This window comes from Serratia sp. CY32780, assembly GCF_052169135.1.
In the GTDB taxonomy this organism is placed as follows: domain Bacteria; phylum Pseudomonadota; class Gammaproteobacteria; order Enterobacterales; family Enterobacteriaceae; genus Serratia; species Serratia sarumanii.
The window spans coordinates 41,942-61,346 of the sequence record NZ_JBJNLI010000003.1 but is presented as its reverse complement, the minus strand read 5'-3'; the positions used below and the strand labels follow the sequence as shown (position 1 = coordinate 61,346).

The 19,405-nt window shown below is 60.8% G+C and carries 23 protein-coding genes; 3 read left to right on the top strand and 20 right to left on the bottom strand.

All coding sequences use genetic code 11. The features are described from left to right. Nucleotides 1–35 precede the first annotated feature (35 nt). The 9 genes from ACJ8HH_RS16560 to ACJ8HH_RS16520 all read right to left on the bottom strand — a co-directional run bounded on the left by ACJ8HH_RS16560 (nucleotide 36) and on the right by ACJ8HH_RS16520 (nucleotide 6,877). On the bottom strand, nucleotides 36–1,250 hold the full coding sequence (locus tag ACJ8HH_RS16560) for a lactonase family protein (protein WP_060451952.1): 1,215 nt from the start codon (nucleotides 1,248–1,250) through the stop codon (nucleotides 36–38). Nucleotides 1,251–1,344: 94 nt separating this feature from the next. Next, on the bottom strand, nucleotides 1,345–2,085 hold the full coding sequence (gene dagF, locus ACJ8HH_RS16555; RefSeq protein WP_033648993.1) for a 2-dehydro-3-deoxy-phosphogluconate aldolase: 741 nt from the start codon (nucleotides 2,083–2,085) through the stop codon (nucleotides 1,345–1,347). Further along, nucleotides 2,082–3,200 carry a DgaE family pyridoxal phosphate-dependent ammonia lyase gene (locus ACJ8HH_RS16550; RefSeq protein ID WP_060451951.1) on the bottom strand — a complete coding sequence of 373 codons (1,119 nt, stop codon included), beginning with the start codon at nucleotides 3,198–3,200 and terminating at the stop codon, nucleotides 2,082–2,084. The genes dagF and ACJ8HH_RS16550 overlap by 4 nt, the downstream gene beginning before the upstream one ends. Beyond that, entirely contained in the window at nucleotides 3,184–4,323 is a 1,140-nt protein-coding gene (locus ACJ8HH_RS16545; protein ID WP_041036830.1) for an amidohydrolase/deacetylase family metallohydrolase, read from the bottom strand. Before ACJ8HH_RS16545 ends, ACJ8HH_RS16550 begins: the two co-directional genes overlap by 17 nt. A gap of 60 nt (nucleotides 4,324–4,383) precedes the next feature. Continuing rightward, on the bottom strand, nucleotides 4,384–5,034 hold the full coding sequence (locus ACJ8HH_RS16540; protein WP_033636148.1) for a DUF4310 family protein: 651 nt from the start codon (nucleotides 5,032–5,034) through the stop codon (nucleotides 4,384–4,386). An 11-nt stretch (nucleotides 5,035–5,045) separates the two neighbouring features. Beyond that, nucleotides 5,046–5,822 carry a DUF4311 domain-containing protein gene (locus tag ACJ8HH_RS16535; protein ID WP_004937006.1) on the bottom strand — a complete coding sequence of 259 codons (777 nt, stop codon included), beginning with the start codon at nucleotides 5,820–5,822 and terminating at the stop codon, nucleotides 5,046–5,048. Nucleotides 5,823–5,852: 30 nt separating this feature from the next. Then, nucleotides 5,853–6,149 (bottom strand): DUF4312 family protein, encoded by a 297-nt coding sequence (locus tag ACJ8HH_RS16530; RefSeq protein WP_033636150.1) that lies wholly within the window; start codon nucleotides 6,147–6,149, stop codon nucleotides 5,853–5,855. Beyond that, entirely contained in the window at nucleotides 6,149–6,514 is a 366-nt protein-coding gene (locus ACJ8HH_RS16525) for a glycine-rich SFCGS family protein (protein ID WP_033636151.1), read from the bottom strand. Before ACJ8HH_RS16525 ends, ACJ8HH_RS16530 begins: the two co-directional genes overlap by 1 nt. A gap of 36 nt (nucleotides 6,515–6,550) precedes the next feature. Then, nucleotides 6,551–6,877 (bottom strand): glycine dehydrogenase, encoded by a 327-nt coding sequence (locus ACJ8HH_RS16520; RefSeq protein ID WP_089185451.1) that lies wholly within the window; start codon nucleotides 6,875–6,877, stop codon nucleotides 6,551–6,553. A 444-nt stretch (nucleotides 6,878–7,321) separates the two neighbouring features. Here ACJ8HH_RS16520 and rnk point away from each other — a divergent pair, with 444 nt between their 5' ends. Beyond that, entirely contained in the window at nucleotides 7,322–7,732 is a 411-nt protein-coding gene (gene rnk / locus ACJ8HH_RS16515) for a nucleoside diphosphate kinase regulator (protein WP_060451950.1), read from the top strand. 37 nt (nucleotides 7,733–7,769) lie between these two features. Here rnk and ACJ8HH_RS16510 read toward each other — a convergent pair whose 3' ends face one another. The 3 genes from ACJ8HH_RS16510 to ACJ8HH_RS16500 are packed head-to-tail and all read right to left on the bottom strand — an operon-like array spanning nucleotide 7,770 to nucleotide 10,883. Further along, the gene (locus ACJ8HH_RS16510) at nucleotides 7,770–8,558 is read right to left on the bottom strand and encodes a sulfite exporter TauE/SafE family protein (RefSeq protein WP_033636153.1); all 789 of its coding nucleotides are present in this window, start codon (nucleotides 8,556–8,558) and stop codon (nucleotides 7,770–7,772) included. Next, a complete protein-coding gene (locus ACJ8HH_RS16505; protein WP_060388258.1) occupies nucleotides 8,551–9,432 on the bottom strand; it encodes a formyltransferase family protein in 882 nt (293 codons plus the stop codon). Before ACJ8HH_RS16505 ends, ACJ8HH_RS16510 begins: the two co-directional genes overlap by 8 nt. Then, a complete protein-coding gene (locus tag ACJ8HH_RS16500; RefSeq protein WP_033648988.1) occupies nucleotides 9,429–10,883 on the bottom strand; it encodes an FAD/NAD(P)-binding protein in 1,455 nt (484 codons plus the stop codon). The genes ACJ8HH_RS16505 and ACJ8HH_RS16500 overlap by 4 nt, the downstream gene beginning before the upstream one ends. 283 nt (nucleotides 10,884–11,166) lie before the next feature. Here ACJ8HH_RS16500 and ACJ8HH_RS16495 point away from each other — a divergent pair, with 283 nt between their 5' ends. Continuing rightward, complete coding sequence (locus ACJ8HH_RS16495; protein ID WP_033648987.1) at nucleotides 11,167–11,949, top strand: AraC family transcriptional regulator; 783 nt, start codon at nucleotides 11,167–11,169, stop codon at nucleotides 11,947–11,949. A 4-nt stretch (nucleotides 11,950–11,953) separates the two neighbouring features. On the opposite strand, the gene cybC is transcribed toward ACJ8HH_RS16495, so the two are convergent. The 4 genes from cybC to ACJ8HH_RS16475 all read right to left on the bottom strand — a co-directional run bounded on the left by cybC (nucleotide 11,954) and on the right by ACJ8HH_RS16475 (nucleotide 14,679). Beyond that, nucleotides 11,954–12,340, bottom strand: coding sequence for a cytochrome b562 (cybC, locus tag ACJ8HH_RS16490; protein WP_033636156.1), 387 nt, complete (start codon nucleotides 12,338–12,340; stop codon nucleotides 11,954–11,956). 138 nt (nucleotides 12,341–12,478) lie between these two features. Next, nucleotides 12,479–13,819 carry a metalloprotease PmbA gene (pmbA, locus tag ACJ8HH_RS16485; protein WP_033648986.1) on the bottom strand — a complete coding sequence of 447 codons (1,341 nt, stop codon included), beginning with the start codon at nucleotides 13,817–13,819 and terminating at the stop codon, nucleotides 12,479–12,481. Between the two features lie 175 nt (nucleotides 13,820–13,994). Then, a complete protein-coding gene (locus tag ACJ8HH_RS16480; RefSeq protein WP_060419800.1) occupies nucleotides 13,995–14,333 on the bottom strand; it encodes a helix-turn-helix domain-containing protein in 339 nt (112 codons plus the stop codon). Further along, nucleotides 14,317–14,679 (bottom strand): type II toxin-antitoxin system RelE/ParE family toxin, encoded by a 363-nt coding sequence (locus tag ACJ8HH_RS16475; RefSeq protein WP_060419802.1) that lies wholly within the window; start codon nucleotides 14,677–14,679, stop codon nucleotides 14,317–14,319. Before ACJ8HH_RS16475 ends, ACJ8HH_RS16480 begins: the two co-directional genes overlap by 17 nt. Before the next feature lie 190 nt (nucleotides 14,680–14,869). On the opposite strand from ACJ8HH_RS16475, the gene yjgA reads away from it, so the two are divergent. Next, nucleotides 14,870–15,418 carry a ribosome biogenesis factor YjgA gene (yjgA, locus tag ACJ8HH_RS16470; RefSeq protein ID WP_004936968.1) on the top strand — a complete coding sequence of 183 codons (549 nt, stop codon included), beginning with the start codon at nucleotides 14,870–14,872 and terminating at the stop codon, nucleotides 15,416–15,418. Between the two features lie 30 nt (nucleotides 15,419–15,448). On the opposite strand, the gene ACJ8HH_RS16465 is transcribed toward yjgA, so the two are convergent. The 4 genes from ACJ8HH_RS16465 to aaeA all read right to left on the bottom strand — a co-directional run bounded on the left by ACJ8HH_RS16465 (nucleotide 15,449) and on the right by aaeA (nucleotide 19,404). Beyond that, complete coding sequence (locus ACJ8HH_RS16465; protein WP_004936963.1) at nucleotides 15,449–15,748, bottom strand: barstar family protein; 300 nt, start codon at nucleotides 15,746–15,748, stop codon at nucleotides 15,449–15,451. Nucleotides 15,749–15,753: 5 nt separating this feature from the next. Next, a complete protein-coding gene (locus ACJ8HH_RS16460; RefSeq protein ID WP_033648983.1) occupies nucleotides 15,754–16,221 on the bottom strand; it encodes a ribonuclease in 468 nt (155 codons plus the stop codon). Nucleotides 16,222–16,501: 280 nt separating this feature from the next. Beyond that, a complete protein-coding gene (gene aaeB, locus ACJ8HH_RS16455; RefSeq protein ID WP_039569416.1) occupies nucleotides 16,502–18,469 on the bottom strand; it encodes a p-hydroxybenzoic acid efflux pump subunit AaeB in 1,968 nt (655 codons plus the stop codon). Beyond that, nucleotides 18,469–19,404 (bottom strand): p-hydroxybenzoic acid efflux pump subunit AaeA, encoded by a 936-nt coding sequence (gene aaeA / locus ACJ8HH_RS16450; protein WP_033648981.1) that lies wholly within the window; start codon nucleotides 19,402–19,404, stop codon nucleotides 18,469–18,471. The genes aaeB and aaeA overlap by 1 nt, the downstream gene beginning before the upstream one ends. Nucleotide 19,405: the final 1 nt, after the last annotated feature.

Sequence of the window (19,405 nt, the reverse complement as noted above, 5' to 3'; positions counted from 1 at the left end):
AGGCGACCCGCCCGGCGAACCGGGCGGGCCACGGGTTACTTCGGCGGCGGCAGGAACACCATTTGCGAGGGGCTGCCGATCGGTAGATAGCCGCCCACAACGCTGAGTTTGCCGTCCGTCGGGTTTACGCTGAAGCGGGTGACGTTATCGCTGCGCTGGTTCAACGCATACAGATAGCGGCCATCCGGGCTCAGCGCCAGCGAACGCGGGTAATCGCCGCGCGTCCAGGTTTCCGCCACCGGTTTCAACTCACCGCCGGCGCCCACGCTGAACTGGGCAATGCTGTTATGCAGCCGGTTGGCGACGTACAGCGTGTCGCCGTTCTTGCTGAGCGCCAGCCCCGAAGCGAAGCTGGTGCCCTGATAGTCGGCGGGCAGCGCGGAAACCGCATGCAGTTGTTTCAGAGTACCTTTTTGGCGATCAAAACGGTAGCTGGTCAACGTCGAGGCCTCTTCGTTCACCAGCAGCACGGTTTCGCCGTCCGGATGGAACACAAAGTGACGCGGACCCGCGCCGGCGGAAGAGGCGGCGATCCACGGCGGATCGTTCGGCGTCAGCCGGCCACTCGCGGCGTCAAAGCGCCATTGGTAGATGCGATCCAACCCCAGATCGGTGGAGAACACGAACTTGCCGCTCGGATCGCTGGCGATCATATGGGCATGCGGGCCGTTGTGATCGCTGATGGCGAAGCTGCCGTTCACCGCCGCCGCCGGTTTGGCCGCGCCCGCCGGGCCCTGCTGTTGCTGCACCGAGCTGGCGGCGCCCAGGCTGCCGTCCGCTTCGATCGGGAAAGCCGCCACGCTGCCGCTGACATAGTTCGCCACCAGCAGATGGCGCCCGTCCGGCGTCGATGAGAGATACACCGGCCCCGCTCCCTGCGAATCCACCTGGTTGAGCTGCGTCAGGCCGCCGTCGGCCGGATTGACCCGGTAAGCGGTGATGCCGCCGTGCTTGCCGCCGTTGAAATCGGCCACTTCGCTGGCGACATACAGCGTCTTGCCATCAGCGCCCAGCGTCAGCTGCGCCGGATTCGGCACTTTGCTGACCAGCGTAGTGTGACTCAGCGCGCCGCTGGCCGGATCGACCTGCACCCGGTAAACGCCTTCGCCGTTGGGATTGTAGGTGCCGATATAGGCGAAATGAGATGACGTGGAATTCATTGCATCCTCAGCATGCAGCGCCGGGCCGGTCACGGCCAGCAGCGCCAGGAACAACGCGGTGCGTCGGGTTGGAGCCTGCCAGTTTCGCATAGTTATCCTCAGACCTGAGTATAGGTAACGGCGCGGCATGCCGCGCCAGGGGAAAGCCTTCGCCTCCCAGCCTTTACCTCATCCCATTGCGCGTTCAGCCCACCAGCTTTTTGGTCATCGCCAGCAGGGTTTTCACGTCCTGTGGGCGCGTATCGCCGCTGGCGGCGTCGATGATCGAACTGTAGATATGCGGGATCACGCGTTTCACGCCGGCCGCCAGCGCGATCTCGACGATCGGCTCGTAGTTCTCCAGATCGATGCCGCCGGTCGGCTCCAGCATAAAGTCATGCTCAGCGCAGGCCTTGGCTACGTACTGATATTCGTCCTTGCACTTCAGGCCGCCCATCGGGAAATACTTGATGGAGCTGCCGCCCATGTCTTTCAGCAGGGCGATGGCGGTTTCCACCGGCACGATGCCGTCCGGCGCCGCGGCGCTCAATGGGCCGGTAGAGATCTTCACCCAACCGACGCGGCCGGTCGGCGATACCAGGCCGTTGACCACGCTGTCGTTCTGGCCCAGCAGCGCGCGGCTGGCGCCAACGCCGGTAAACACCTGGTTGACGTGCTGCGGCTGCACCTGCTGAGCGATCAGGCTGACCATCGCCGACTGCTTCGGATCGCCGGCGCCCAGGCCGACCGAGAGCGCGTTTTCGATCAGGCGCGCATAGCGCAGCATGTCGGTCACCGCGCTGTCGACGTCCGGGTAGTTCTTGGAGAGCACGCCCACCAGCACATGGCCTTCCGCCGCGGCGTAGATGTCCTGCGCGTTGGCTTTGGAGCCGGCCAGCACGTTCAGGCAGACGCGGTCGCGATAGTAGTTAGGCTGCAGCTTCATGCTTGTTTCTCCGTAAACAGGTTTTTGATACAGGTAAAGACGGTCATCAGCTGTTGCTCATCGACGCTGCGCACGTCGACCTCAATCTTGCCCTCGTTGGCCTTGTAGCCGCGGAAGTAGATGGCGATGTCGCCGGTTTTCAGCGCCTGGACGATGTCATAGGTCGACCGCCCCAGCACCGCTTCGTCGAAGGCGATCTCGGCGCGGGCGATATCGCGGCCGGCGCTGTCCCAGACGGTTCTGGCGCTGATGCCGGTCAGGGTGTTGAGGCTGTCGAGGAACGGCGTCATCCGCGCCACCATCTGTTGCCCGGTGGTTTTCTCAAGCGTCAGATAGCTTTCGATCGCCTGCGTCAGGCCGAGGATGCCCTCTTTGCCGACCTTCATCGCCCGGCCGATGCCGCCGGACTGCAGCTTCACCCACTCGACGTACTGTTTCTTGCCGATAACCAGGCCGCTGGTCGGCCCCTCGATGGCTTTGGCGCCGCTGTAGATCACCAGATCGGCTCCCATCTGGTAGTAACACATCAGATCTTCTTCCGCCGCGGCGTCGACGATCAGCGGCAGGTTATGCTTGCGCGCCACCACCGCCGCCTGTTCGACGGACAGAATGCTTTTCTGCACGCAGTGGTGCGATTTGACGTACAGGATCGCCGCCGTCTGCGGCGTGATGCAGGCTTCAATCTGCTCCGGCGAACATTCGTTGGCGTAGCCCGCTTCCACCACCTTGCCGCCGCCCAGCGCCACCATGGTGTCCACCGGCGCGCCGAAGTTGACGTTGTGGCCGCGCGGCAACACGATCTCACGCGGCACGGCGATCGGCGCCGAGTGCAGGTTCACCAGCAGATTGGCGTTATCTTTGACGATCGCTGCCGCCACCGACTGGGCGATGCCCGCCGAGGCGCAGGAAACGATCACCGCGTCCTCCACGTTGAGCAGATCGGCGATGTAGGCGCCGGTCTTGTTGACCAGATCCTTGATTTCGAAATAGTGATTCAGGCCGTAGTCAACGGCGTCGATCACATCCTGGCGCGGCGTGGAAACGCCGAGAATGGTCATGCGGCCGGAGGTGTTGATCACCTGCTTCAAACCGTATTTTTCATAAATCGAAGACATCGCTTGCCTCCCCTTGTTCGGTTAATAGGATTTCCCCGGCCACCACCGCGGCCAGCGGCACCAACAGCTGTTCGCCCTCGGCGGTTTGCCCCTCGGCGTCGGCGAACACCTGCGGTTCGCGGCGCAGTTCAAACAGCGTGAAATCGGCGTCATAGCCCGGCTCCAGCCGCCCTTTGCCGCTGAGCTGCAGCGCCGACGCGGCGTTCTCCGTCACGCAGGCGATCACCTGCGGCAGCGTCAGGCCGACGCTGAAAAATTTGGACATCACCGTCGCCAGGCTGTGCACCGGCCCGTTTATGCGGTTGCGGCAGTAAATATCGGAGCTGATGGTGTGCGGCAAAATGCCCAGCTTGATCGCCTGGCGCGCCACCTCGAAGCTGAAGCTGGCGGTGCCGTGCCCCACGTCGAGCAACACGCCGCGCCGCAGCGCGCGCTGGATCGACTCGCGCAGCGTGCCCGCCGGTGTCAGAATGCGGTTCGGTTTGCCGTTGTAGCAGTGGGTGATGATGTCGCCACGGGTCAGCAGATCGGCGATCTCGTCCAGATCCGGCGGGTTGTTGCCGATATGCACCATCAGCGGCAGTTGGCGGTTTTCCCGCTGGATCTCTTTGGCCAACACCAGCGGCCGGGTGCCGTTCTTGCCCACCACGCTGCTGCTCATGCGCGCCTTGATGCCGATAATGAAACCGGGATGGTTGGCGATGGCCTGGCCGGCCTCGCGCTTGTCGATGTCCGTCAACTCCGCCAGCTCGTTCTGCCGCAGCAGGCCGATGCGCGAGATGTTGAGGAAGGCGAACACGTTGGTTTTTGCGCTGCGCGTCAGCTGATAAAAGGCGTCGATATCGTCGGCGCCGGTGCTGCCGGCATCGACTACGCTGGTGACGCCGCTGGCGACGCCGACCCGATCCGGCTCGTCATGGTAAATCGGCGAGTCGGGATAGCAGTGCACGTGCGCATCGATCCAACCGGCGCTCAGGCGGCAGTTGCCCGCCAGATCCAGTTGGCGAACGGCGCTGACGTCCGCCGCCAGCCGCCCGACCGAGGCGATTTTGCCGTCTTTCACCGCCAGATCGATCAGCGTGTCGTCCGCCAGTCTGGCGCCTCTGATTACTAAGTCATACATACCGCATTGCTCCTGTTAGCCCGGGCGCCGCCGCATCGGGCGGCGCCTGGCGCAGGCCTCTCAAGAAATGGCTACCGGGAAGATCGCCCCCAGGATCATCGCGCCGAGGATCGCTCCGCCGGTGATCGGTTTACCCCAGATATAGAACAGCAGCGCGCCGAGCAGCGAACCGATGCCGATCGGGATCGAGGCGGTCATCGCCGACAGGATGATCAACGGCCCGAGGAAACGGCCCGACGAGTTGCCCGCGCCCATCATCACGTCCGCCCCGTAGGTGGAGTTGCTCTGATTGATGGTGAATTTGCGCGCCAGGATGATCACGTAACCGATCGCCAGGCCGATGACCAGGCCGGTCACCAGCGAAGCGGCGAAGTTGGCGACCGGGAACACGATGCCGGCTCCCAGCAGCAGCGCCGGCACGCCCAGCCCGACGCCGGTCTGGATCGCGCCGCCGATGTCCAGGATGCCCACCAGCGAGCCTTCGATGATGCGCGCGAACAGGAAGCTGGCGCCGAACGCCGCCACCGCGCCGTATACGCCGGTATCCATCCCCGCCCGCAGCATGGAAACGAACGCCACTTCGTTAAAGGCGCCGATGCCGTACAGGTAATACATGTGCGTCCCGGCGAACACGCCAGAGGACAGCAGGCCAACAAAAATCGGGAATGACCAGTCGGCGTACCAGAAGCCTTTTTGGGTTTGCTCTTCCATCATCCCGCTCCTTATTTACCGCTCAGGGTGTTGTGAATGGCGTCCAGCCAGCCCGGCACGCCGAGGCTGAAGGACTCGAGAACTTTCATGTCGAAGCCGCGGAAGAAGCCGCTCAGCACGAACAGCAGCACGATCACCGCCATCATGATCTTGGTGATCTTGTTCCAGCCGCTCTCTTCCACGCCTTTGCCGATCAGAATGCCCAGCACCAGGCCCGGCACGGCGTTGCCCATGATCAGCTGCGCCAGGCCGCCGAAGATGGTGCCCCAGAAGCCGGAACGGCGCCCGGCGTCGATCGCCGCCAGCCAGAAGATCACTGGCATCACGGTGTTCACCAGCAGGTTGGCCGCTGGCACCAGCACCTTGATCGCGGTGACCTGCAGCGCGGCCGGCACGGCGGAAGCGGTGGTATTGAGGAACGCCACCACCAGCATGCCGATGATGCCGCAGGCGATGGCCATTTTTTTCGGATCGTGCAGCGTTTGCGCCAGATTGCGGTTCTTGACCATCAGGGCCGCCGCGCCCCAGTGCGGGATGATGCGGTGGTCGACGTCCTGCGTGAAGGAACCCGCCGCCACGGAAGACGCCCAGGCGTTGAAGAAGAAGCCCAGACCGAATGAGAAGTGGGAAGCCGGATCGCCCTCGCAGGAATTCAGCTCGCCCAGGGTGCGAAACGCCCCCATGCCCTGTGTTGTCGGCGCGTGGAACATGCGTGCGGCGCCGGCCCCTACGCCGACCCCCACCAGCCCACCGATAATAATCGATTTAAATAAGATGATTAAAAACATCAGTATACCCTTTCATTTATGCTAACGTTTTTATTTCGTGACGAAGACAACCTTCTCTGTATTGATAATGGTTACGTTCACGGTTATTTCCAAAGAAACGGCATAGCTCTTTCTTTCACGCGGCAAAAAGAAGAAAAGAAATTTCTCTTTAGTTATTTTCTCTTCCGCTCTCACGACGCTGACGTCCTGCGGCTCGATACGCAGCAGAATATTGTTGGTGGACTTTAATACCGCGCCCTGCACATTAGCCAAGGCGGAAGCAAAAGCTTTCGCTTTGCTGTCGCCTTTACCCTCCACCTTTACCGATGTGGTATATTGCTCTTTCATTATGGATTGCCATGTTTTTTGATGTAGGCTTCCACCAGTTTCTGGCCCAACTCTTCTTTATCCATAAAGCCGAAGCCCAGCACGTTGCAGCCTTCGTTAATTGCCGTCACTCCCTCTTCCACCGAACGCATACCGTATTTGGCTTTGTAGCCGTGTTTGGTTTGCGCGGTAATCGCGCCGGCGCCGCCGCTGCCGCAAAAAGAGATGCCCAGCTGCGCGTTTTCCGCTTTCATGACGTCACCCAGCTTCATATCCGCCGCCACGCCGGGGATAACCACCGCTTTTCCGCCTGCGTTTTCAACGCCCTGGCCGACTTTTTGCCCTTTACCCAAACGATCGCCGATCACTACGGTAATTTGACCCATGGTATATTCTCCTGATTGAAATCGATGCGTTAACCGCTATGCGTTATTATCTTTCGCCACTTCGAAGTGCACTGACAATAAATAGGCTTCTTCGATAGGCAATGTGCCAAACTGATTCACCACGCGCTCCGCCATTTGCATGGATTCGGCGGAGATTTCGTCGAACAACGATTTATCCACCTCCGGCAACGGCTCGCCAGTTATTGAACGCAGCACCATGGCGCGAATATGCGATTCCAGCATCTGTTGCTGCACCGCATTGGTATAAATATTTTCAGCATTCAGCATCGCGGCAATATCCGCCAACACCCGAGCGGTGATCTCACCGGCTGCGCTGACATCGGATTGTTCAATTTCTTTTATCGAAGCAGATCCATCATTCACTTTTCAGTACCCCTAGATCCCACATTAATCAGTAAGCCGTAAAGCGCATCACCTGAATAACCCGCTTTCTGTGATGTCTTTACCCTACCCCCGGTAGGATTTTCTGTGTAGACCGGTTTTTTCCAGTTCGAAGTGGAAATCGCATGACGCGCGGGGATCCATTTCGCAAAACGGCGCTGCGGTGAAAAAGTTAATGAGATAACAAATAGATAACCGGGCTAACCGTTTCTTTCGCCACAATTGACGATAAAAGCCTTCGTGATCGGGATCTCTTTCTTTTCTCGTCCCAACCGCCTACTATCAATGGGACAAATCGACATTACCCACACCCCCGCTCCTCTGGCGCGGGGGTGTTGCTTTGTGTTGTTTTTCCGAATTTATGGGTGCACAGACTGGCACCCTTTGATTTGACTGGAGAGTGGAATGACCAAACCCATCATTACTATTAATGAGCTGGATGCGGAACGCCTGGATGCGCTATTGGAACAACCGGCCTTTACCAACACCGACGTCGCCGCCGCGCTGAACGACGAGTTGGATCGCGCGGAAATCCTGCCGCCGGAGAAAATGCCTGCCAACGTGGTGACCATGAACAGCCGCGTGCGTTTTCGCGATCTGCACACCGATGAAGAGCACGTGCGCACGCTGGTTTACCCGGCATCGCTGAAAGACAGCCACGATCAGCTGTCGGTGATGGCGCCGCTGGGCGCAGCGCTGCTCGGCATGCACGTCGGCAAGCAGATTTCCTGGCAATTGCCGAACGGTGAAGAAGCGCGGATTGAAGTGCTGGAGTTGCTGTACCAGCCGGAAGCGGCGGGCGAATACCACCGTTAAGCGGTTCTCAGGGCGGCATCCGGCCGCCCTTTCTGTTTCAGACGCAGATAGCGATCAGCACGGCGATCAGCAGCAGCACGTAGATTTTGGCATGCAGCGCATCGCTCACCTTAGGCAAACAGCGCCTGGCAAATACGATCCCCGCAATCCCCGCCACCACCAGCAGCCCCAGAACGTTCAGATTGACGTAGCCCAGATACTGCGGCCCGCTCATCTCGCGCCACCCCAACACGATATACATCAGCGCGCCGATCACCGCCACCGGGATCGACAGCGGGTTGGCGGCGCTGACGCAATACTTCATGTCGTAGCCATGGCGGCGCAGCAGCGGCACCGTCATCACGCTGCCGCCCACCCCCAGCAGGGTGGCGATGCCGCCGATCAGCGGCCCGCCGCCCCACAGCGTGGCGGGGGAAAGTTCGGCGCGCGCCGGTTTGATCAAAAAACCCCGGCGGAACAGACAGTCGGCGATGGTCACCGCCATATAGGCCACGAATAGCCCGCGGATCACGCCGTCCGCCAGCAGCGAAGAGGCGAACGCGCCCAGCGCCGCGCCGATGCCGATGAAAAAGATCAGCGGCACGATGGTTTCGCGCAGCAGGTTGCCGCTGCGCCAGTTGGTCAGCGTGGCGTAACTCGCGTTGAGGATCATCACCGCCGTCGAGGTCGCCACCGCGATATGCATCGCCTGGCCGGGCTGCTCGCCCGAGGCGGAGATCAGGTGATAGACGAAGGGCACCACCACAAAGCCGCCGCCGAAGCCGAACAGAATGGTGGTGATGCCGGTCAGAAAACCGGCACCCAGTACAATCAAGGTTTCAATCATGGCCGTGCGCCCGCACGAAGTCGTCGAACCCGGCGCAGAACTGCCCCGCCAGCGGGTGGAAACGATCGCCGACGAACAGCCCCAGATACTGCTCGCGCACGGCGTCATGGTCCACCAGCTCAATGCCCGCCTGTTCCGCCTGCGCCAGCGTCTGCGCGTCCGGGAAGCCCCAATAGCGCGAATCGCCCTGCTTTTCCGCCGCTATCGCTTCGCTGTGCTCCGCCAACATCAGCCGGCGCGCCAGGAAGGAGCCACTCTGCACGCCCAACAGCATCATGTTTTCCAGGAACGACAGATCGTGACGCAGCTCGGCGGGCAGGCGGGCGATAACCGGGCCGGCGTCCCAGTGCTCATCCATTTCATGCAGCGTTACCGCACAGTCCCTGTCACCGTTCATCAACGCGCGGAACAGCGTCATCACCCCGCGATAACGCGGCAAGTCCCCCGGATGCAGGTTCCACAGCAGCTTGCCGCGTCGGCTGAAGGCGCGCACATAGTCGGCGGAGAATTTCTGATAACAGCGCAGGGAGATCACCCCATCCATATGCCCCAGGCTGCTGATAAACGCGGCGTCATTGATGTCGAGAACGCGATGCGCTTTGACCCCGGCGGCGGCCAGGAACAGGGCCGGCGGCTGATAGGCCCCCTCGCAGGCGGCAGCGTTGCGGCCAACGAACGGGAACACGAAATCGTTCAGCACTTCGCGCTCATACAGCCCCAGGCGGCGAACCGCCGGCTCCTGCGTGCGCCCGGCGCTTTTCGCCAGAGGGAAATACACCGTAAAGGCACACTCGCCCTTCAGGGTGGCGATCAGATCCTGACACACCAGCCAGGAGAAAATGTCGTTGCCGACAAAGAGCGCTACGTTTTTCATGCTTCAGCCTTCTTTGCGTTGAAAATAGGGTTGTTGAACACGATCTTGCTGATATCTCGCGTGATGGACTCCATCGCCGAGGTGTAAAAAAGATCGCCCTTGGCAGGCGCGCCGAGCGAGTAGAGATGCTGCTCGCGGCCGCGTCGGTCGGCGATTTTCAGCGTGTGCGGGTTGCACTTCACGCCGCCGAACAGGTTCTCTTGCACCAGCCCGTCTTGCAGCAGTTGCTGGCTCAGACGGTTGGGCGGCAGTTGATAGGACGGCGTGGTGCAGTTGAACAGATACTGCGCATGTACCCGCGCCTCATGGCAACGAAGGATAAACCCGTCCGTTCCCTTGCTGATATCCGCCAGGCCGCCACAGGCGCGCAGGCGTTGGCTCTCCAACGCCGCTACGATCTTGTTGGCGTTCTTGATCGGCATGGCGTGCCGATTGCGCATCCAGGAGGAGTTGTAAAAGCGCATGAAGACCTGCCGGTTGTTGGCATCCATCTTGACCCAGGCGGCGCACACCGCCGGGTGGATCGCCGCCAGATAGCTGCAGATATGCTCCCGGGCAAAACGAGCGCGATCGAGGCTTTCCGCCAGATCGCGGTAACAATCGCGCCTTTCCCCCAGCGCCGAGAGCACCGTCAACCGCTCCGGCCCCGGATAGTGGCGCGCCAGCGCGGCGTTGATCGCATGCACCAGCTGGTGCGCGTCAATGAAATCGCGGCCGGCGACAAAGCGCCGCACCCCCTCCACAAACGCCTCCGGCGGCGGACGCATCAGCGCCGGCTGCACGCTGGGGAACAGGCCCGAGCGCGACAGGGCGCAGATGTCGGTCGCCCCCAGGCGCTCCATCAGCTCAACGATGGCGTCAATCGCCGTCAGGCTGCAGCCGATCACGCCGATGCTCGAATAAGGGTTGATCGGCGGCAGATCCTGGTGGGCCTGATAAGCGATCACCCCATCCACCGGATAGAGACATTCCGGCGGGTTGTGCCCCGAACACAGCACCAGCGCGTTCATCTGTTCGGCGCCGCCACAGGTGGTGGTCAGCCGGTAGTCGGCTTCCAGCGGCGCGATGGCATTCACTTCGGCGGTTATGAAATTCAGCGCTACGTTGCTGTCCGCCGCCATATAAATCGTCATGTCGCGAATAAAATCGAGATATTCACGATACAGCCAGCGCGGCGGATAACGATCCTGGCAAAACTGTGGGAAATGCATGGTGATCCAATCGACGAAGTGCGCATCGTCGAAAATATCCGCCGACATATTTTCCGGCGTCATATTTAATATATGGCTGTCAAAATCGCTGCTGTATGCCATACCGCCCTTGAAGCCCTGCTTGTCGAACACCGTCAGGGAAAGCGGCCTTTTGCAATGATTAACCGACTTATTTTTTATAAAGTTATACGCAAAAGCGATCCCGGCGGCTCCGCCGCCAACCACACCGAACTTATACATGAAATATCACCTTATAGTCATTGAACTGCGCTAAGAACTATTGCTTCAGGTGTTGGAATAAAAAGACGATTTATTCCTTATTAACTTCTTGTATTGCGAGAACGAAAATCTTCGTCCCACCCCGGTGTGAAAACTTGCACGGGCTATATGGCCGATAAAATAGCGGCGCCCCGAACAAGCGTTATTTTTCTGCTCCGATAGTAGGGCGACGGCCGTTGGCTTGCTTTATATGAAAGGCCAACTATCATTGCGTTTCGGCCAATCTGCCCGCCAAAGGGAACACATGCGCAACGTCCGCATTGATGACATCGACCACGTAACGCGCGCGGTGATCGCCATCGGCACCGATTATCCGCCGGGGCACCTGCTGCCGATGCACAGCCACCGGCGCGCGCAGTTGTTGTACGGCGCCACCGGCGTCATGCACGTTTTCACGCAGCAAGGCAATTGGGTCGTCCCGCCGCAGCACGCAGTGTGGCTGCCGCCGCAGATGCCGCACGCGGTGAGGATGGTCGGCGTCACCACCCGCAGCCTGTATCTCGAACCCGGCGCGTTGCCCGCCGAACGGCCGCAGGTCTGTCAGGTGGTCAGCGTCACCCCGCTGATGCGCCAGCTGTTGATGGCCGCGGTGGATATGCCGCTGGAGTATGCACAAGAGGGGCGCGACGGAGCGCTGGCGACGCTGTTGCTGCATGAGCTGGCTCGGCTGCAGCCCTTGCCCCTGCACATCCCGCTGCCCGCCGATTCCCGGCTGGGCGAGCTGTGCCGCGCCTTTTTGCAGCACCCCGACGCTCACGACTCCGCGCAGCGGTGGGCCCCTCGTCTGTACATGAGCATTCGCACCTTCAGCCGCTTCTTTCGCGCGCAGACCGGCCTGCCGTTTTCGCAATGGCGCCAGCGCGCCTGCGTGGTGCTGGCGTTGGCGCTGCTGGCCGAAGGGCGCAGCGTAACGCAGGTGGCGATGGAGATGGGATATGACAGCAGCGCGGCGTTTTCAACCATGTTTCGCCGCGTGCTGGGGCAGGCGCCCTCCTCCTATCTGACGGAAGACGGGCGCGACGGTTGACGGGTTAGCGGAATTTCTTGTGGTTGGCGTCGCGGGTTTGCTTGAAGCCCTGCGCCAGCTGCTTCGCTTCGGCGACTTTGCCCTGATTGGCCAGCGCCAGCGCCTGATCGATCTGGCCGATCAGGGTATCCAGCCCGTGACGAAAATCTTTCATCTCCGGGCTGTCGGCGGCTTTGTCTTCCAGCTTCGGCGGGGTGCCCTGTTTGGCGTCCTGCGCGGCGGCGCGCATGTTTTGCAGGCTCTGTTTGAGGGTGGCGGCGGAATCGGTATTCAGCACCGTTTTGTAGTTTTCTGCCAGGGTGTCCATATCGTCGCCCAGATCGGCGGCGACCGCCAGCGAGCTGGCTGCCAGCAGCGTCAACGCCGCCAGCGCTTTCAGGGTATTCTGCATGTTTGCTCACCTTCCAGTTATTGTTTTAATTAACCCACCGTTACCATAGGCAAGGCCGGGCAAAACCGAAACCGGAGATTTGTAAGCAAGGTTAAGACTGGATAACGCGCGGCCGGCGGGCGCCGGCCGCGCCGCGGATCACTGACCGGCGATCTTCATTTCCGGCAGCAGCACCGAACCGCACTGGATATTGCTGCGGGTTTCGATATCGCTGCCGACGCTGACGATGTTGCGCAGCATGTCTTTCAGGTTGCCGGCGATGGTGATCTCGCTGACCGGATATTGGATCTCGCCGTTTTCCACCCAGAAACCGGCGGCGCCGCGCGAGTAATCGCCGGTGACGCCGCTGACGCCCTGGCCCATCAGCTCGGTGACCACCAGGCCGGTGCCAAGCTGTTTCAGCATGCCGGCGAAGTCGGCGCCCTGCCCGGCAATGCGCCAGTTATGGATGCCGCCGGCATGGCCGGTGCTGTGCAGGCCCAGCTTGCGCGCCGAGTAGCTGGTCATCAGCCAGGTTTGCAGCACGCCGTCCTTGACGATATCGCGCCGCTGGGTGCGCACGCCCTCGCTGTCGAACGGCGTCGACGCCAGCCCTTTCAGCAGGTGCGGATGCTCTTCGACGGTCAGCCACGCCGGCAGGATCTGCTTGCCGAGCGAGTCCAGCAGGAAGGTCGATTTGCGGTAAACGCTGCTGCCGCTGATGGCGCCCACCAGATGACCGAACAGCCCGGTGGCCACCTCGGAGGCGAACAGCACCGGCGCCTTCATGGTCGACAGTTTGCGCGGCGCGAGACGCGCCAGCGTACGGCGGGCGCACTCCTGCCCCACCCACTCGGGGCTTTGCAGATCGCCCATCGCACGGCCGATGGTGTAAGCGTAATCCCGCTCCATATCGCCGTCCTGCTCAGCAATGACGCAGCTGGACAGCGAGTGGCGGCTGGAACAGTAGCTTTGCAGCATGCCGTGGCTGTTGCCGAACACCTTGATGCCGTAGTGGCTGTTGAAGCTGCCGCCTTCGGTGTTGGTGATGCGCTTGTCCGCCGCCAACGAAGCCTGCTCGGCGCGCGCCGCCAGCTCGATGCCGCGCTCGGCGTCCAGCTCGATCGGGTGGAACAGATCGAGATCCGGCGCCTCGAACGCCAGCAGATCTTTCTCCGCCGGGCCGGCGCAAGGATCCTCAGAGGTGTAGCGCGCGATATCCAGCGCCGCCTGTACGGTGCGGGCGATGGCGTCCGGGCTGAGATCGGTGGAAGAGGCGCTGCCTTTGCGCTGGCGGTGATACACGGTGATGCCCAGCGCGCCATCGCTGTTGAACTCGACGTTTTCCACCTCGCCGAAGCGGGTACTGACGCTGATACCGGTCGATTTGGTGACCGCGACTTCCGCCGCGTCGGAACCGGCGCGGGCCAGCTCCAGCGCCTGAGAAACGGCCTGTTCCAGCGCCTTGCGCTGTTCTGCAACTTGAGTGACTACTTTCATCAATCTGCCATAATTAATCAGAAAATCGTTGAGAAAAGTGCCGGAGCGGCGTAGTTGTGCACGCGGAGCGGCGCGCAAAAATCCTGAGATCTCTGCCGTTGAGTCTAACAGGAACCGCGTTGAATTTCGCATAAAGCCGAACGGCAAAGCCGGGATAACATGCAAAAGCCGTGCATCACTCGACGATCAGTTTTACCGACTTGCCAATATTCGCCATCATGTTGACCAACGCATCCAGCGTGAACTTCTCGGTTTTCTGATTCACCACGTCGGACACGCGCGGCCGGGAAGTGTGCAGATAACGCGCCGCCTCCTCCTGGCGATAACCTTCTTCCTCAATCCACGCGCTGATCTCACCCATCAGCTGTTTTTTCAGTGCGATAAGCTGCGCAATTTCCGCATTGGACTGCGCTTGCAATTGCCGAGCCTCGTCGGCGGAAAATCCCAGATCCGCAAACACATTGCCGCCTGCGGGCGTAACGTGGCGCGAATCGCTATCAATCGGCTTGGTCATGACCTTTACTCCGCTCATTAATGACCGCGTCATAACGCGCTTTGATTATCTGAATATCGTGGCGGCTGGTTTTCTCCGCCTTCTTCTGAAAGCTGTGCAAGACATAGATCGCTTCGCTGAACTTTGCCACATAGACCACCCTGAATACCCCACCGATGGCATATAAACGGATTTCGATAACGCCGCTTCCGCAGTTGGCCATCGGTTTCCAATTACCGGGTTCCAGACCTCTTTGCACTTTACTCAGTTCAAATCCTGCCGCTTTTCGCGCATCGATTGGGAAGGCCAGCAAATCCTCTAGCGATGAGCCACGCCAATCAATGGCTTTCTCGATGCCATCATCCATGAATATCACCTCCTTTTGTATAAAATTTTATACAGACAGGGTGATAAAAACAACCGTGCAAATTCCCAAGACGGGCAGCCAGGCGCGATAATCCCCCAACGTGGCAGCTATACTCAGTTTGCTCAAGGCACGCAATTGGCGGGTTGCCGGACAACCTGTTAGGATTAGCCTCTTTTTAACGGAGCCTACCATGAACAAACAGCCTGAAGACTGGCTCGACGATGTCCCGGAGAATGAAAACGAGGACGATGACGAGATTATCTGGGTCAGTAAAAGTGAGATTAAACGTGATGCCGAAGCGCTGAAAGACCTGGGGGCCGAAATGGTCGATCTGGGCAAAAACGCGCTGGATCGCATCCCGTTGGACGAAGATTTGCGCGCCGCCATCGAGCTAGCGCAGAAGATCAAGAAAGAGGGCCGTCGCCGTCAGCTGCAGCTGATCGGCAAGATGCTGCGCGCCCGCGATATCGAGCCGATCCAGACCGCGCTCGACAAGCTGAAAAACCGCCACAACCAGCAGGTTTCGCTGTTCCACAAGCTGGAAGCGCTGCGCGACCGTCTGGTGGAAGAAGGCGATGACGTGATTCCGTCGATCCTGGATCTGTATCCGGCCGCCGATCGCCAACAGCTGCGTTCACTGGTGCGCAACGCACAGAAAGAGAAGGCCGCCAACAAGCCGCCTAAGGCTTACCGCCAGATCTTCCAATACCTGCGCGAGCTGGCCGAAGCGGCCGACTAAGCGCCGCCGCCATCCCGGGATGAACCCGTTTCATCCCCGGTGATGGGCCGGTTCGCCGCTGCTTTCGCGGATATTGAAACGCAGGCTGCCTTCCAGCTCTTCTTCCGCCTCTTCAAACAGCAGAATGATCGCGCCGAAACGACGCTTGCTGCGGGCATTCAGGTGAGTGAACTCGATTTCCACCGGCAGGCCGATATCGCCGGTCACCACGTCCCACAGCGCGTCGAGGTTGGCGCCAAACCCCTCGTCCAGCGCAAACTTGTGCGCGAAATCGCGGTAGAAGGTCGGCACATCCTGGATCTGTTCGAAATCAAACTCTACTTTTGCCATCAAACTCACTCCACACGAATGAAGTTTTTGTAATGGTCGCGCGTGACGAAGATCAGACCGTCGCTCGAATACAGCAGGCGATCGGCGCCGCGCCGGCCACACTGATAATTGATGTCCGCTTCGCGCCAGACCCGGCCGCCGGCGCTCGGCAGTTGCCCTTCACGGTTAGAGAACCGATCGCCGCCAATCGCCTTGCCCGGCAATACCGCACAGAGGTTGCCTGAACGCGGATCCCAGCCCTGCTCGCGCGCCTGCTTCTTGGTGACGTAATAGCCCGGCAGCCGCTGATGCTGCTGCAGGTAACTCACCACCGTTTGCTGCTGCGTGAGCCGATCGATGCTCTGCTGCTGTCCCGCCGGCGCTTGGGCCACCGCCGGGTTGCCGTCGATCGCACGGTGCTCGTTGCCGCGCAGCGCGCTGAAGACGGCGATGACCACGGCGATGACAATCGCCAACAGAATCCGCTTGTTCATGACATTCCCTGAAATTATGCCGCCGAAGGCACCGCAGCGCCCCCAGGCTAGTTAGCTATATAGTCGACCTGGATGAAACTAAGATGACCGGCACGTCACATTTTCGCGGCGGTAAGAGTTTCATCCATTCATGACAATGATGCCACTTTCCAGCCGTTCTGGCACTCGGAGTCGCTCTGAAAACGGGTCGCCCCACATGAGACGGCCCGCCGTGCCAGGCGCTGCTTTCAGTATAGTCGGGGAAGGCGCCGCACAACGCGGCGCAACAGGCGGGAACGCATCAATCGATCAAGGCGTGGCGATAGCGATGCAGCATGTCGGCCAGGCGCTTCACCGGCCCGGTGACGCTGAGCGGCGCCTGATTGTCCACCAGCTTCTGCTGGTACTCGTTCATTTCACCCAGCAAGCGATCGTAGTAATAGGCGCGCTTGACGTCGTTTTTGGCCGAGACCACCCGATCGGCGGTGCTGCGGATCTGGCGGTGGAAGGCCGACAGCTCTTCGCTGACCGGAATCTCCGCCCGCTGCATGCGCTGGTGGGCGATGATCAGGTTCAGCGCCAGACGATACTTGGCGATGTCGTTCGGGAACATCATCAGCAGTTGATTAAGCTGCTGATACAGCGCAGGCAGGTGGTTCTGCCGACGGCGCGCCGCCTTGGTGGTCAGCGCCGACACCGCGCTGCTGACGAACTGGTTGAGCAACGTGCGGCCGGTGCGTTCGCGCGAATTGTCGCGGATCAACAGCAGCACCATCAGCCCGACGCAGCTGCCGAGGAACTGGCCGAGCGCTCCGTCGAGAAACTGGGTGACGTTGAACTCCATCGGGTTGCTCAGCACCAGAATGTTGATGGTCCCTGCCAGCAGCCCCAGCGAACCGAGCCGCCGCTTCTGCACCTCGATGCCGATGAAAAACGCCAGCAGGCCGAGGCTGAGGCACAGCAGCAAAATGCTCTGCTGTGTCGCCGGCAGGATCACCATGAAGAACAGGGAGCCGACCGGGATCGCCGCCAGCATGCCCAGCACGAAATCCATCGCCACCATGCGCGGCGCCGGGGTGCGCATCGCCAGCGAGGTGATTACCGCAATGATCACCATAAAGCCGCTGCCGGACGTCCAGCCGGTCCACAGCCACAGCAGGCAGCCGAACGCCGTGGCCACAAAGGTGCGCAGGCCGTTGATCATCGCATGATGCCCTTCCGCCGAGGTCGGCTTGACCACCGTTTCATTGCTCAACACGTCCTCTTCCACCGCGCTGATGCTGCCGTTGGTGTGTACGCCCTTCGACAGCAGCAGGTAGCGCGTTGCCGCGCCGACCCAGCCAGTGAGGGTCGGCAGCGTTTCTTCGGAGCGATGCGTGGTCAGCACCTGGCGCAACAGCTTCATGCGCCTGTGGATCTCCTGCGGGGTTTCCGCCGGCACCATCAGCTGTTCCCGCAGGCTCGCTTGCAGCGCGTCCGGGTGATTCAACAGGATCAGGTAGGTTTCGCAAGCCTGGGTAATCAGCGTCAGCGACAGGGTATGCAGCGCCTTCACCCGGCGATTGACCTTCTGCCAGCGCGAAGACTCCATCATCAGGTTGTTGCGCATGCCGTCCAGCGCCGTGGTGCTCTTCACCAGATTGCTCCAGGCGCGGTCGATGTCTTCTTTGTCGGCGTTGCTGATGCACATCTGCATCAGGCGATATTGATCCACCAGCAGCTGATCCACCGCCCGATCGATATCCTGCTTGATCGAACGCGGCGAGAACAGCAGATCCGCCAATACGGCGCTGACGATGCCCAGCACGATCTCGCTGCAACGCTCGATGGCGAACTGCGGCGCTTCCAGCAGATGGGCCTCGCTGGTGGCGACCGTCACGATGATGATCAGCGCGGTATAGCCGGCCAGGCCCCAGGCGTAGGAGTTCTCGACCTTGATCAGTGAAGAGAGCCAGGTGCAGAAACCGGCCCAGATGCAGCACAACAGCAGCATCACCACCGGCGCGCGGGCGGTGGTGATGATAATGAGCAGGCCGACGAAGCAGCCGATAAAGGTGCCGATGATGCGCAGCCAGCCGCGGTGGCGGATGGCGCCGGAGAAGGGTTCACCGCCGGCGGCAAAGGCCGGGCCGGCGGCGACGATGGCGGCAGTCATCGCCGACCAGCGCGGGGTTTCCAGATTGAGATGGAAGCCGACGAACAGCGCAAACACAATCGCGAAGCTGAGCTTGAAGGCGAATCTCAGCCGGATAAAGGTTGGGCTGTTCATTAGCCGAACTCACGCAGCCGGTGCATCAGGCGCACAAAAGGCGAGCCGCTGTCGGCATTGCGATCGTTCTTGCCGACGATCACCACGGTGGCGGTGGTGCCGGCCGGGTACGGATGCTGTTGGTCCTTGGCGTCCAGCAGGATCTTCACCGGCACGCGCTGCGCCAGGCGCACCCACTCCAGGTTGCTGTCGATCGAGGCTAATCCTTTGTTGTTCACCGTGCTGCTGCTGTTGTTCACCGCCGCCGCCACGCTGTCGACGGTGCCATGCATGATGCGGTTGCTGCCGAGCGGGGTGATCTCCGCACGATCGCCCTTATTCAGGCCGTTCAGCTTGGTTTCTTCCAGATAGGCCAGGATGTAGAAGGAGTCTTTCTTCACCAGCGCCACCGCCACCGAACCGCGGGTGATGTATTCGCCGGCGTGTACGTTGAGGTTGGTGATCCAGCCATCGGCCGGAGCGCGCACCGTGGTGCGTTCCAGATCCAGCTGCGCCAGCTCACGCGTCGCCACGGCCTTCGCCAGCTGGTGTTGCACGGTCTGCAGCGAGTTGTTCGACTGGTCGATTTCTTCCTGCGACATCGCCTGCACGCCCAGCTTCACGCGGCGGCCGGCCTCGCGCCGCTTTTCCGCCGCCAGCGTCTGATAGTAGGCGACGTCGGCACTGGCTTGCGCCAGCGCCTGCTCATAGCGCGGCCGATCGACCACGAACAGCACCTGCCCTTTCTTCACCAATTGGTTGTCCACCACCGGCACGTCGGTCAGCAGGCCGCTGACGTCCGGCGCGATCGCCACCACGTCGGCGGTGAACTTGGCGTCACGCGTCCACGGCGACTCGGTGTAAAACACCCAGGCCTTGAATACCGCGACGATGCCCAGCAGCACAAGAATCAAAGTGATCGCGATTCGGGTTATTTTTATCGAAAAATTTTTCACA